This window comes from Virgibacillus sp. Bac330 (assembly GCF_003667845.1).
Lineage (GTDB): Bacteria > Bacillota > Bacilli > Bacillales > Amphibacillaceae > Virgibacillus > Virgibacillus chiguensis.
Genome location: NZ_CP033048.1, coordinates 1,948,862 through 1,962,126 on the forward strand (window position 1 = coordinate 1,948,862; position 13,265 = coordinate 1,962,126).

The following is a 13,265-nucleotide window of genomic DNA, read 5'->3' on the forward strand; positions in this document are numbered from 1 at the left end:
CCCACTATATTTGTTCGATTTATTTTAGTTTGTTTAAACGATCGGATTGGCTTAAAATGTCCGTTACGCGAACGCCAAAATTTTCATCAATGACAACTACTTCTCCCGTTGCAATCCGTTTTTCATTTACTAGAATATCTACCGGTTCACCTGCTAATTTATCTAACTCTACAATAGAACCTTGTGATAAATCTAAGATATCCTTAATCGTGCGCTTCGTTCTACCAAGTTCCACCGTTACTTTTAACGGAACATCCAACAGCATATCTAAATTACGTTGTTCAGTTTGGTTTAAAGTCACGGGCTCAAATGATGAAAATTCTGCTTGTTGCACATTAGATTGCTCTGTTGCTAGGTGATGATGCCCTATAAATTGTTTTGTATCCTTAGCATAAGAGTGGTTCTTTTCGGGTTCTGAGTAATTCTCATTATATTCTTTATGGCTCGTTGGTTGTTCTTCTATAACGGTTGATGCTATTTCTTCTTCGCTCGATTCGCTAGAAACTAATTGGTTTACTAATTCTTTCCCAAATTGAATTGGCATTAATTGAAAGAGTGTCGAATCAATGAGATCACCAACTTTTAATTGGAAAGTTACTTTAACAAAAGGGTCGTCTCCTAAAGTCTTTTCAGATTCTTTTTCTGGATCTTCTAAATGGATCGTCGGTGGAGAGATGTCTACACGTTTATTGAATACTGTAGACATGCTTGTAGCAGCAGCACCCATCATCTGATTCATTGCTTCCTGCACAGCACTTAAATGAATTTCATTTAATTCTTCTGATGGGTTTCTGCCATCTCCTCCTAGCATAATATCGGATATAATAGCTGCATCTTCTGCTTTTATAACAAATACATTCTTCCCGGAAAAACCTTCTAAATAGTTTACTTGGACACTTACTGGTTCAAAGGTGAAATTTTTCAACTCCTCCTGAGCTATGACAGAAACTTCAGGTGTCGTAATTTCAACTTTTTCGTTTAATAATGTAGATAAAGTTGTAGCAGAGCTACCAAAGGATATGTTGCCAATCTCCCCTAATGTATCAATTTCCATTGTAGATAAGAAATCATTCGTAATGGAGCTAGAGTTATCATCATCCTCTGTAGAACTTACATCTAATAGTGCATCAATTTCATCTTGAGATAGCTTACCGTCATTCCCCATCTTCATTCCCCCTTTAAAAGTATCTAATATTTGGACGGACATTCTATTTTTATATGTACCTGGTTGTACAAGAAATTTCGGCTCATCATTTACCTCTAATATTAGTGGGCTTTCAATGGATTGATCGAGTCTAATAATATCTTTTTTGCCTAATTTCAAAAACTGTTCAATGGTGATCGTTGATTCACCTAAGACTGGTTTTACTTCAACAGTTGCTTGCTGGATATTTTTAGTTATTTTTTCATATGCTTCATCATTACGTTTTTTTCCAGCCGTTTGCATCCAGTAATGAACGGACAACTTAGATATAATTGGTTCTAATACAATATGCGGAATACAAATATTAATCATGCCGCTTGCTTCTCCTATTGCAGTATTTAGCGATACAACCACGACGGTTTCATTGGGTGAAACCATTTGTAAAAATTGTGGATTTACTTCAAAGTCTTCCATAACAGGATCAATGTCTACAATGGAAGCCCAAGCTTCTTGGAGCTTCGTACTCGCCTTTTCAAACAACTGTGACATTAGAAGTGTTTCAATTTCGGTTAAATTTTCGACTTTATTAAAACTAACGCCTTGCCCACCTAAAGTTCTATCAAGCATCGCATAAGCAATGTTTGGATTAATTTCCATTACAATTCTACCTTCTAGCGGCTTCAGACTATATGTATTTAAAATCGTCATCTTAGGTACAGAACGAATAAACTCTTCATAAGGTATTTGATCCACAGATGCAACCGAGATGTTTACATATGTTCGTAATTTAGCTGAGAAAAAAGTGGTTAATAAACGCGCGTAATTTTCATGTATCCGTGAAATACTACGAATTTGATCCTTAGAGAATCGCAATGCACGTTTAAAATCATAGACACGCACTTTCTTTTCTTGATCTTCTTTTTTTAATTCGTCCGCATCCATTTCACCAGAAGATATAGCGGATAATAATGCATCAATTTCATTCTGTGAAAGAACTTCTTCTACCAACGACCGTCACCTCCAAATCGGAGTCGAAAACTTTCTTATTGTAAAATCTTACTAATTGTATAAACATCCGTTATCTTCCCTGTAGTCATGACTTCATTCAGTTTTGTTTTTACGTGTTTTTCTAAATCATCAAGCCCCGATTGGAAATCTTTTTCTTCTAAAGTAGCTAATTCTTTGATAAGAATATTTTTTATTTGAAAGTCTCGTTTCTCGATTTCTTTTTTTGCATCTTTTCCATCGGTAATAATTTGAAACTGTATTCTTACAAAATTACCATCTTTGAGGTCTGTTGTAATTTCAGGTGTTTCGTATGAATATTCTTCCATTTTATCAATGGATGATGTTTTTCCACTTTGCTCATCTGAGTTAACATATTGGACAACGACGAAAGCGGAAATCCCTATAATCAGTATGACAGTTAATGACGTTAGCATCGTTTTTACTAGTTTATTCATCGCCGTTGCATACCTCCTTCTTGGTGACAACTTGAACACCAATTTGCTGATAATACGCTAAAGTTCGCTGAAGAACTTCTGAACGAGTTTCCTTTACAACAAATTTCTTTCCATTCATTAACGTAATCGTTGTATCGGGAAAATTTTGAACCTGTTCAATCATTATTGCGTTTAATGTAAATTCGTCACCGTTTAATCTAGTTAATGAAATCATGTGTAGGTGGGAGCGAAAAAACGCTCCCTTTCCCCCTTAATTTATCGTTTTAAATTTACAAGTTCTTGAAGAATTTCATCGGAAGTCGTAATAATTCTTGTGTTTGCTTGGAACCCGCGTTGGGCGGTAATCATTTCTGTAAATTCTTCCGATAAATCAACATTGGACATTTCAAGTGCACTAGATACAATTTTAGCAGCACCTTCTGTTTCTGGAGCAACAATTCCGTTGTAACCCGCATTTTCACTATTAAGAAATAAATTGTTACCCGCTTTTTCTAAACCTGCTGGGTTAGAAAAATTAGCAAGCGCAATTTGCCCGCCATCAACTGGGTCTCCATCCGCATTAACATACGTAACTGTACCATCGGTTCCAATACTAAAATTTTCAGCGTCTTCCGGAATGGTCAATTCCTCTCCACCAACACTTTGCAAATAGAATCCATTTGCATCGACAATGCGATCATCATCATCTAAATAAAAGTTTCCAGCCCGTGTGTAATAGGTAGTGCCATTTCCTTCCACAATAAACATGCCATCGCCTTCTAGCATCAAATCTAACGGTTTTCCAGTTGTTTGCCTAAACCCTTGAGTGTGAATGTTATCAATGGATCCAAGCTGCGAACCTAAACCTACTTGAGATGGGTTTATTCCACCACGCGTAGCCGTAGGTCCTTGAGCTCCAGAAGTTGTTTGGCTCATCATATCTTGAAATGTGACTCTTCCTTTTTTAAAACCGGATGTATTTACGTTTGCAATATTGTTCCCAATAACATCTAACTTTGTTTGAAATCCTTTCATGCCAGAAATTCCTGCATACATAGAACGTAACATTGTCATTTCCCCTTTATATAAAATTAAATATATTTTTGAGCGTTTGAAGTATAGTAGATTTCATCTACGTACGTAACCGATAAAAGCTCATGCTATTTTCGCCCGTGGCTACTTTTACTTGTCCTCTGTTTCTTCAAAGGCCGGATCATTTACTTGCAAAGCTGCATCGGCGTATATCTTCTCACCATTTTCTAATTCTAGAATTGCCCAACCTTCATTCTGACTAACAGCGACGACTCTACTTGTTTTTAATTCCGTTTCTTCATCATAACCTTGGTAAGTTACTTCTTTTCCTAACATGTGACTATATTTAATCACAGGAGAAACAAGTTGACTTTCTACTAAAGTATTAATAGATTTCGACATCTTCATCATCTGCTCTAATGAACTAAATTCTGCCATCTGTGATACAAATTGACGATCATCCATTGGATTAGTAGGGTCTTGATTTTTTAACTGAGTCATTAAAATGTTCAAAAATTCATCTTTTCCTAGATCTGGGCTGGGTGTTCGCTCTTTTTGATTATGTAAATAAAGCGAAGGATCAATTTTTGCCATTATCATACACCCCCTTTATACTTGTTCATTCATTAAAAGTTCATGGAAAGTAGTCATAAATTCTTCATTATTATCTGCAGCAGCGTCATCGTGAAATTCTTGTTGCTTCTGCTCTTGTGAATCAGAATACTGCTGCGATTCAGATCCAGTTCCTTTTTGCATTTGTTGACTTTGCTGCAATAAGCTTTCTTGTTTTTCAATGGTTACTTGCTGCGGCGAAAACATATTACGGAGCTTATGTATATTAGACTCTAACATTTCCTTTGCAGCTTGGGATTGTACTAGAATACGAACCGCCATCACTCCATCTGTTTGCGTAAATCGGATTGTCATATCACCCAAGTGTGCTGGACGCAACGTTACATGAAGCTGGTTGACACCATTTGGCATTTTCATAAATTTACTTGACTGCATTATTCGCTGTAATTGTTGAACTAGCTCTTGACCAGTATTTCGTTGCGTTTGCTGCTCTGGTTGAAGATATATCACATGCTGTTCAAGTTTTGCCATAGGTACTGAAGTTGGGGTTATATGATTCATAGTTGCTATTGGCTCTTTCGTATGGCTTGTTGTCGGCTTAGCTTTCGACATCTCTTCCATTACTTTTGTAAGCCACTTAGCGACATCACCACTTGCTATTTTAGCTTCATTATTGTAATGCTGCTTTTGAACAAACGCAGTTCTTTTTTCAAATGTTGCCACTAACTGTTTCCAAATGGTTGCTTCTTTTGTATTCCCACCTTGATTTAAACGGATTATTGCCTCATCCTTATTCCCTGTGGTACTTACTTGTTTACTTAAGTTAGACCATTGCTGTAGTAAATGAACTAATTTTGACGCTGTTTGTTTTATATTTGCTTGATCATTTGCTTGATTATTTAGCTGAGATAATAAAGAGCTTACCTTAGAATAAATTGCAGTTAATTCTTTCTGTATCAATAAATTAGCTTCCTGCCCATCTGTCATGGATATACTTTCGTTTCCTGACATTCGCTGCTCACTTGGAAGTAGTGTTTCTATTTGTATGGCTATCTCTTTATCTAAGGATTCTTCCGGTTGCAGTTTTCCGTTTCCTTGTGTTTCAACCCATTTACTTACCCACTGTTGCATGAAGGGAGATATCTCTTCAGACAACACATTCTCTTTGTCATTAGGTAGATTTTTACAAATCTGATCCATCATCTTTCCAAGTTCTTGCTTAGAGGCAAGCAATTCATGAAAAGGAAGTTCCGTTTGCTGCTCTTTTACTGGCAATGGCATGGGACCTTTTTTATCAGCTGTTGATGGTAACTGCTGCAATAACATCGCTACATTAATCAATTTAATACCACCTCCTTGAATATTTTATTGCGCGGAATTCCATATATAATGTTTTTTCACTTCCCCTATACATATCCTTCGATTTTATAGTGGGGATATTGTAAGCAGCTTATCTTCACTGGAAACGTGACGTCAACACGATTAAACGTAAAAAATATCGAATTGATGTTAAAGAAAATCCACTTTTTAAGTGAGTGTACGCTACGACTTGCATCTTTAAATGCTATCCACATATAATTAGCATTTTTTCGTCAGAACTACTACTTAATAACCTACTCCGTATTGGAAATGGTGAGATTTTTTCCATATTTATCTAGACGCTTCATAAAGGACTACTCTTCCTCTACCTTATTCAAAAATTGCTCTGTTAATTGCGCAGCAGTAGTAGCATCCATTACTTCTAATATCTTGCCGCGTTCCTTGTCATCCAACTCTTCTAAAATGGCTAATGCTGTTTTTCTCTTTAAATCTTGTAAAATTTGAGCTGCTTTTTCTTCATCCATTTCTTTAAACGAAGTAGACATTGATTTAAAGGAATTCTTTTTTGTTTGATTTTCATCTTTCTTTTGTTGTTCTTCCGTCTGATTTTGCTCTCGATCTTGAAGTTTAATAATGTCTTGTTCAAGCATTTGGATCGTTGTCTCTTTATCCTTTAATTCTTCCTGTAATTGTTTAATCTCTGAGTCCTTATTTTCAATTTGTGATTTCAACTGCGTATCTGCTACATCTTTTGCCTTCCTACCATCATCTTCATCTACAAATGATGAAACACCAGGAATCTCTGCTGCTTTCCCTTTCACCCAACCCCCTACATCCACACCTGTAGCTAACAAAATGATGGTGACAAGCGTAATAGTGAAGCCAATAGGGACAATAATTGCGAACAAGAACCAAAGAAAAGGATTCATTTTTTTTGTATCTGCTTGTTTTTTCTTAACCATTCGCTTCACCTATTTTTATATTTTAAAAATTGCTGCATGGATATTTCGTCCATCATCGCTTTTTCTAATTTTTCCTGCGCTTCCGTTTCTCTTTGCTTACGATGTGTAATCATTTTCTCAAATTTTTTTGTTTCTACATGTGCCTCTGTTAAATCAAATTGTTTTGCTTCCATATCTGCTCTCGCTTTTTGTACTTCCTCTTGTAAATGGACAATCATAGCATTTAATTTTTCTAAATAGTCAACTTGTTTCCTTAATTTTTCTAACGTTGTAGTTTGTTGCATACATTCTTCATAGATTTCTTCTGCTACTTCTTTCTTTTTTAACAATTGGTATAATTGGGTGGCAGAATTTTCAAAGCAATCGATAGCCTGCTGATAAGCTTTTTGAGCTTGTACTTTTTCCGTTTCTCGAACATGTAGTAGTTTAGTTAAGACTGCCGTGTCACTCATTTCCGAACACCTCCGTGAAGCAGATTTTTCATTAAATGAATGGATTCTTCTAACGAGTAATAATCACTAATCCCTTGTTTAAGAAAAGATACAATTTTAGGGTAATAATCCATTGCTCGATCAATTTCTTGGTCTGTCCCACGTTTATAAGCCCCTATTTGAATCAATTCTCTATTCTCTTCAAACGTTGCGAGCAAATTCCGAATTTGTTTAGCTACCTGCTGGTGATTTTCGCCTGTAACCTGTTGCATTACTCGACTAATAGATTGCAATATGTTAATCGCAGGGTATTGACCTCTTTCTGCTAATTTACGATCCATAATGAAATGGCCATCCAAAATACCTCGAACAGTATCAGCAATTGGCTCATTCATGTCATCCCCATCAACAAGCACCGTATAAAAAGCAGTAATCGTCCCATTAGAATTAGTTCCAGTTCGCTCTAAAAGCTTAGGTAGTGTCGCAAATACTGACGGTGTATAACCTTTCGTTGTCGGTGGTTCACCAGTGGCCAATCCAACTTCTCTTCTTGCCATAGCAACCCTTGTTACAGAATCCATTAATAAGTTAACGCGATAACCTTGATCACGAAAATATTCGCTAATAGCGGTAGCTGTATCTGCACCCTTAATTCTCATTAAAGCTGGCTGATCAGATGTTGCTACTACGACGATAGACTTTTTCAGCCCTTCTTCGCCCAAATCTTTTTCGATAAACTCTCTAACTTCTCGTCCACGCTCACCAATCAATGCAATAACATTGATATCTGCTTCACTGTTTCGTGCAATCATTCCAAGTAAAGTACTTTTTCCTACACCACTGCCAGCAAAAATACCAATTCTTTGCCCCTCACCAACAGTCAGTAACCCATCAATAATTTTAATGCCAACCTGTAAAGCATTTGTAATTGGCGGTCTTTGCATTGGATTCGGCGGAGATTGATCGGTAAGATAACTCTTAAGGCCTTTTTGCAACGCTTTACCATTTAAAGGCTTTCCTAAAGCGTTAATAACATTACCAATTAATCCTCTACCAATTTTAATACTAAGTGGTTTTCCAGTAGCTTCTACTAAACAACCAGAACCAATTTCTATTACTTCTTCATAAGGCATTAAAATAATTCGTTCCTCATGAAATCCTACTACTTCTGCAATAATGGGGTTTTCTCTTTGAGAAGCTGGATGAATGTAGCACACTTCGCCTATGTTCGCAGCAGGTCCTTTAGACTCGATCATAATACCTACAACACGCAATACTTTCCCGTAACGTTTGTACGTATCTAATTTAGAAATAGCATTTAAATAAGCAGTTGCATTCATCATTTTCCCTCTCCTGCTAATTCAATTAGAGCCTTGCCAATCTCTTCAAGCTGCGTATCAATCCCCACATCAACTTGTCCGTATGGGTATTTAATCCTACAGCCGTTTTCTTCTATTTCATCTGATACATAACACATAAGTTTTGCATTTGGTTCAATTAAAGAAGATAATTCTTCTTTATGTTGCACGACAAATGCATATTGGTTTGGATGTAAATATAAAGCAATTTCAGATTGATCTTTTAATTCTTTAATAGCTGCTTGAATAATAGGTAAAAATGTTTTAGGGTCTGCTACTATCTCTTGCCTGATAATTTTTTTTGCTGTATGAATGGCGATTTCCATAATTGTTTCTTCATGTTCTTCAATAAGTGAATAATATTCGTGCTTGGCACTTTCAACCAAATGATTTGCATGATCTACATAAGCCTTATACGTAGTTAGCGCTTCTGATTTTCCTTCCGAAAAACCTTCTTGGAACCCTTCTTCCTTGGCAGCTTCCACATATTCTAGTCTTTCTTCTTGCCAAGCACGTTTTTCAGCTTCAATCTCTCGTTTTGTTTGTTTTATCAATTGTTCGTGCTGCTCTCGAAGTTGCTCTAATGCTTGTTCAGCTTGCAACAGTTCCTGATCAAGTTCCAATTTATCATGAGCTTCTTTTACATGCGTATTACTTGGCTGAAAGACGCTAACTGGCTTTATACGAATTTGTTTTCTTTCAGTTATCCATGAAGGATTAGACAATGATATCATCTCCCCCACCTCTAGCAATAACGATTTCACCTACATCCTCAAGTCTCCGTATCGTTGAAACAATACGTGTTTGAGCCTCTTCAACATCACGTAGACGTACGGGTCCCATATATTCCATTTCCTCTTTATATGTCTCTGCCATTCGCTGAGACATATTTTTAAATATGATATCCTTCACTTCATCGCTACTCACTTTCAATGATAGACGAAGATCTTCGTTATCTACTTCACGAATTATACGTTGAATAGCACGGTTATCTAAAATAACAATATCTTCAAACACAAACATCCGCTTTTTGATTTCATCTGCAAGCTCTGGATCTTGTATTTCTAATGCATCTAAAATTGTCCGTTCTGTACTTCTATCAACTCCATTTAATACTTCTACTACTGCTTGTATTCCACCAGTTTGCGTATAGTCCTCTGTAAATGAAGCAGAGATATTTTTTTCCAGTACTTGCTCCACTTGAGAAATAATTTCCGGTGATGTAGAGTCCATTGTCGCGATTCGCTTTGCGACATCCGCTTGCATTTCTTGTGGTAATGCTGATAATATTTGCCCAGCCTGTTCCGAATCTAAATAGGAAAGGACTAAAGCGATCGTTTGCGGATGCTCTCCTTGTATAAAATTAAAAACCTGTTGTGGATCCGCTCTTCTAGCAAAATCAAATGGTCGCACCTGTAATGAAGAGGTTAGGCGGTTAATAATGTTCGTTGCCTCTTGTTTGCCGAAAGCTTTTTCTAACACTGTTTTTGCATAGCCAATCCCGCCTTGAGCAATATAGTCTTGAGCTTGAGCTATTTGATGAAATTGCTCTATAATCTCCTCTTTCTTTTGGTTATCTACTTTTTTAACTGAAGAAATTTCTAGACTTAACCGTTCAATTTCTTCTTCTGTTAAATGTTTATATACTTCTGCAGATACATCAGGACCTAAGGAGATTAATAGAATTGCAGCTTTTTGCTTACCAGTTAATCCTTTGTGTCGTGCCAATATTCATACCCCCTATTCCTCTCCAATCCAACTACGTAGTAATTTCGCAAAATCTTCTGGTTTTTCTTTAGCAATTTTTTCTAACTGTTTTTTACGAATTGTAGCTTCTGAGTCTTCCTGTTCTGGAAGATCTGGAACTTCTACTGGTGCTGTTGATTCTTGTAACAGCTCTTCTTCTTCACTTTCTGCTTTTCTACGACGCAAGAAAATAATTAGTAAGACAATAATAGCTAGAAGCAACCCGCCCCCAACTACATAAACCCAAGTTGGTATAGTTGGCGCCGTTGTATCAGGTTGAGTATCTGCACCCGTAAACTCTTGAAAAACAATGGATACATTTTCTTCTGGCGTAACATCTTCTTCGTATTCTGCATGAATGGATGTCGTAACAATGGAATTGACAATGGAACTAATTCCTTCTTCGACAGCAGCCTCTTCTTGCTGTGATAAATATTCTACATCGCTTTCTTCTGTAGTTTTCGCACGGTTAACCGCAATTTGTATACCTAAATCACGAATCTTATATGGGCTTTCTACAATATTTTTTCTTATTCGATTAAATTCATTGTTGATGGTTTCTTTTGTCATTTCATATTCGCCATCACCGTCTTCATCTGTAGCCTGATAATTGGCCACGTCTTCCTCACCAGTACCGCTGACCCCACCTGCAGCCGCACCATTTCCTTCATACGTTTCCTGTATCGTTTCTATACTAACAGGTAATCCTTCCATATTTTCTAAGTCAACTGGTTCAACAAGCTCTTCTGTTCGATTTTCTTGCGTAAAATCAATATCTGATGTTACGGACACGATAACATTTCCAGGACCTACCATGGCTCCTAGCATTTGTTGCAATCGTTTTTGCACATCTTTTTCAATGTCTTGTTTAACAGTTTGTTGATACGTGTACGAGTCTTTTGATGTGTTGTTTCCAGAGCTATCTAGGTCAAAACTCTCGAAATATTGATTTGTAATAGCAATATTTTCTGTAGGTAAATTTGGCACAGCCTTGGAAACAATATGATACAGTCCGTTTATCTCACTTGGTTCAAAGTTATAGCCTGCTTCTGTATCAATAACAATCGAAGCGCTTGCTTCTTGTTTGGCATCATTTACGAATACAGGCTCTTCTGGCATATTAATCATCACTTTGGCATCTTGAATACCATCAATTCCTTTAATTAAATTCGCCAATTCTGTTTGCATCGCGTCAAGCTTCATAACATTAAATTCGTTTTCAGTAACTCCCCATGAAGCATTTTCACTAAAAAAGGAGTAATCAATATTGCCGCTGTTTGGTAACCCTTGGGCAGCAAGGTCAACCAAAAGACTATCCACTTGCTCTTCTGGTACTTCAATTACCTTACCCCCGTCTGATAATTCATAGGGAACACCTTTAGCGTCCAACTCTCCTTTAATTTGTCCCACTTCTTCCATAGATAAATTATTATATAATGGAACATAGTTTGAATGCGTTGTAAAAAGGACAATGCTTACTATTAAAAGGAGACCAACAAAAATGGAGCCGAAAAATGTTATTTTTTGAACTTTCGTACGATTCCTCCAAAAATTCGTTGTTCGATCTTTCCAATTTATCATCTTCTCTTTCATAAGTTCCCCCACCAACATGCTCTAGTAAAATATCTTTCTATATGTACTGTACGTAAAGAGGATAAAGCATCACATCGTGCAGAGATGCTATAAAATTATTCCTAGTTATGTAATAAATGAGCCTGAAAACCTTCAACTAATCAGACAGTAGATAACGAAATCCTTTTAAAAATTACAATTGCAATACTACTTGCGGAAATGTTTTATAACTGCTAGATCCTTTTCTTCATCTACACTTGCATACTCATCATTTCTTTGTAGGCTTCAACTGCTTTACTCTGAACTTGTACAGTTGCTTCTAAAGCGATACTAGATTTTTGAGAGGCAATCATAACATCATGCAAATCTGTAATATCACCTTTCGCCATTGCTTCCGTTTTTTCATCAGATATTGCTTGTACTTCATTTACATTATTAATGGCATTTTTTAATGCGGAAGCAAATTTCGCTTGTGCTTCACCGGGAGATATTTTTGGTTTACTTTGAACAGTTGCATTTGGAGATAGTTCTGTTATTGGATTGCTAATTCTTTGAATCATAAAAACCCTCCTATTTAATGCTTTTATAGCTACTCTCTAATTAATTGCATTGTCAGTTAACTTACTGATTGTTCGTCTTTTAAAGTATAAGCCGATTTCTTTTCAGAAATTTAGGTCTTTGTAAATTCTCACTTACCTTTTCCCATGTACGATTAACTTTAAAAGATTGGCACTTATATCGTAAAAATAAACTTATTTCCCAATTTCTAAAGCTTTCATCAACATAGATTTTGTAGCATTTACAGACGTTATATTCGCCTCATAAGAGCGAGTGGCGCTCATTAGATCAACCATTTCCTTTAAGGGATCAACGTTCGGTAATTCAACATATCCGTCTGCATTAGCATCGGGATGACTAGGATTATATACTTGCTTGAACGGAGTTTCATCTTCTTCTATCGATCTAACACGCACACCACTAGGAGCTGAAGCATTAGCTGCTTTATGTAAAAAAGATTGAAAAGAAGCTCCCTCTGGTTGCAATGCAACCATTTTCCTACGATATGGTTCTACCTCTCCATTCTCATTGACGGTAGCTCTTGTTGATTGTGCATTAGCAATATTAGATGATATTACATCCATTCTTAATCTTTGTGCTGTCAAAGCACTAGCACTAGAGTGTAACGAATGAAACATAGACATTAATTACCTGCCTCCTTTTAAAGCTGTTTGTAAACTCCCAAATTTTCCACTAATACGATCCACTAGCGCTTGGTAGTAAATTTGATTTTCAGCCAAGTCTGCCATTTCCTTATCTACATCTACATTGTTACCATTATGCTGATAAGATGTTGCTTGGTTTATAAAAGTTTTATAGCCCGCTGGTTGCGTATCTCCTTGAAACCCTATATGACGACTGTTTGTAGTTTTTGCCTGTATAGGTTGCGAGAGTTCATGTGCCAAATAATTCTTAAATGTAACATCTTTCGCTTTATAATTAGGCGTATCTAGATTTGCTAAATTTGATGAAATTGCTCGATTTTTGGCTGAAGAATAGCCTAACGAATGTTCCAAAGCTTGAATTGTTCCATTAAACAAACTCATTGTTTCACCCCTAAAAAAGTACTAGTTATATTTCAAAAAGCAGTCGAAAAGTAATGTTTATCTACGAATAGTTTAAGTCAT

General features: G+C 36.4%; 15 protein-coding genes and 1 pseudogene. All 16 read right to left on the reverse strand.

Going from position 1 to position 13,265, the window contains the following annotated elements; genetic code table 11:
* Nucleotides 1-19: 19 nt before the first annotated feature.
* Nucleotides 20-1,171, reverse strand: a complete 1,152-nt coding sequence (gene fliY, locus D9780_RS21395) for a flagellar motor switch phosphatase FliY (protein ID WP_371413740.1) — start codon at nucleotides 1,169-1,171, stop codon at nucleotides 20-22.
* Nucleotides 1,172-2,152 (reverse strand): annotated as a pseudogene (gene fliM / locus D9780_RS21400) (flagellar motor switch protein FliM); the annotation flags it as partial.
* A 35-nt stretch (nucleotides 2,153-2,187) separates the two neighbouring features.
* Entirely contained in the window at nucleotides 2,188-2,607 is a 420-nt protein-coding gene (gene fliL, locus D9780_RS09110; protein WP_121639899.1) for a flagellar basal body-associated protein FliL, read from the reverse strand.
* Nucleotides 2,600-2,770 carry a flagellar FlbD family protein gene (locus tag D9780_RS09115; RefSeq protein WP_371413719.1) on the reverse strand — a complete coding sequence of 57 codons (171 nt, stop codon included), beginning with the start codon at nucleotides 2,768-2,770 and terminating at the stop codon, nucleotides 2,600-2,602. Before D9780_RS09115 ends, fliL begins: the two co-directional genes overlap by 8 nt.
* Nucleotides 2,771-2,862: 92 nt before the next feature.
* Complete coding sequence (gene flgG / locus D9780_RS09120) at nucleotides 2,863-3,654, reverse strand: flagellar basal body rod protein FlgG (RefSeq protein ID WP_121639900.1); 792 nt, start codon at nucleotides 3,652-3,654, stop codon at nucleotides 2,863-2,865.
* A 114-nt stretch (nucleotides 3,655-3,768) separates the two neighbouring features.
* Nucleotides 3,769-4,218: a flagellar hook assembly protein FlgD gene (flgD, locus tag D9780_RS09125; RefSeq protein WP_371413720.1), complete on the reverse strand. Its 450-nt coding sequence runs from the start codon at nucleotides 4,216-4,218 to the stop codon at nucleotides 3,769-3,771.
* A 9-nt stretch (nucleotides 4,219-4,227) separates the two neighbouring features.
* Entirely contained in the window at nucleotides 4,228-5,532 is a 1,305-nt protein-coding gene (locus tag D9780_RS09130) for a flagellar hook-length control protein FliK (protein WP_121639902.1), read from the reverse strand.
* A gap of 332 nt (nucleotides 5,533-5,864) precedes the next feature.
* Complete coding sequence (locus tag D9780_RS09135) at nucleotides 5,865-6,473, reverse strand: MotE family protein (protein ID WP_121639903.1); 609 nt, start codon at nucleotides 6,471-6,473, stop codon at nucleotides 5,865-5,867.
* 5 nt (nucleotides 6,474-6,478) lie between these two features.
* Entirely contained in the window at nucleotides 6,479-6,925 is a 447-nt protein-coding gene (gene fliJ / locus D9780_RS09140) for a flagellar export protein FliJ (protein ID WP_121639904.1), read from the reverse strand.
* Nucleotides 6,922-8,244: a flagellar protein export ATPase FliI gene (gene fliI, locus D9780_RS09145; protein ID WP_073005703.1), complete on the reverse strand. Its 1,323-nt coding sequence runs from the start codon at nucleotides 8,242-8,244 to the stop codon at nucleotides 6,922-6,924. Before fliI ends, fliJ begins: the two co-directional genes overlap by 4 nt.
* Nucleotides 8,244-8,987 (reverse strand): flagellar assembly protein FliH, encoded by a 744-nt coding sequence (gene fliH / locus D9780_RS09150; protein ID WP_162985832.1) that lies wholly within the window; start codon nucleotides 8,985-8,987, stop codon nucleotides 8,244-8,246. Before fliH ends, fliI begins: the two co-directional genes overlap by 1 nt.
* On the reverse strand, nucleotides 8,980-9,990 hold the full coding sequence (gene fliG, locus D9780_RS09155) for a flagellar motor switch protein FliG (RefSeq protein WP_121639906.1): 1,011 nt from the start codon (nucleotides 9,988-9,990) through the stop codon (nucleotides 8,980-8,982). The genes fliH and fliG overlap by 8 nt, the downstream gene beginning before the upstream one ends.
* A gap of 12 nt (nucleotides 9,991-10,002) precedes the next feature.
* Nucleotides 10,003-11,601, reverse strand: coding sequence for a flagellar basal-body MS-ring/collar protein FliF (gene fliF, locus D9780_RS09160; protein WP_121639907.1), 1,599 nt, complete (start codon nucleotides 11,599-11,601; stop codon nucleotides 10,003-10,005).
* 230 nt (nucleotides 11,602-11,831) lie between these two features.
* On the reverse strand, nucleotides 11,832-12,140 hold the full coding sequence (gene fliE / locus D9780_RS09165; RefSeq protein ID WP_073005098.1) for a flagellar hook-basal body complex protein FliE: 309 nt from the start codon (nucleotides 12,138-12,140) through the stop codon (nucleotides 11,832-11,834).
* A gap of 192 nt (nucleotides 12,141-12,332) precedes the next feature.
* On the reverse strand, nucleotides 12,333-12,782 hold the full coding sequence (gene flgC, locus D9780_RS09170; RefSeq protein ID WP_121639908.1) for a flagellar basal body rod protein FlgC: 450 nt from the start codon (nucleotides 12,780-12,782) through the stop codon (nucleotides 12,333-12,335).
* A gap of 3 nt (nucleotides 12,783-12,785) precedes the next feature.
* Nucleotides 12,786-13,184 carry a flagellar basal body rod protein FlgB gene (gene flgB, locus D9780_RS09175; RefSeq protein ID WP_073005101.1) on the reverse strand — a complete coding sequence of 133 codons (399 nt, stop codon included), beginning with the start codon at nucleotides 13,182-13,184 and terminating at the stop codon, nucleotides 12,786-12,788.
* Between the last annotated feature and the right edge of the window lie 81 nt (nucleotides 13,185-13,265).